1 protein-coding gene is annotated in these 267 nt (G+C 45.3%); it reads right to left on the reverse strand.

Annotated features, from left to right (window positions below):
• Nucleotides 1-267, reverse strand: a 267-nt coding sequence (locus ACVC08_RS00210) for a hypothetical protein (RefSeq protein ID WP_452600505.1), incomplete at both ends; no start/stop codon positions are given.

Below are 267 nucleotides of genomic sequence, written 5' to 3' on the forward strand. Positions count from 1 at the left end.
TCTTGTCCGTTTAATATGGCAGGGGTCATGGTTGTAAAGTCAAAGCTTTCGTATACGCCATCGGTGTTTAACTCACAGTGGGTATAATCATCTACTGGGGTGACTACTGGTAATGGGTTCACGATGACATCGAAGTTAACCAGCGTGTAACAGCCTGTTCCGTTTAATCCTGTAGGGTCATCGCCATTGGTTAATCGGACATAGATGGTTTGTGGGGTGATCCCTGTATTTGGATTGGCTGGGTCTTCGTTAACATACATTGTTGGG

The sequence above is a fragment of the Pontimicrobium sp. MEBiC06410 genome (assembly GCF_053601615.1).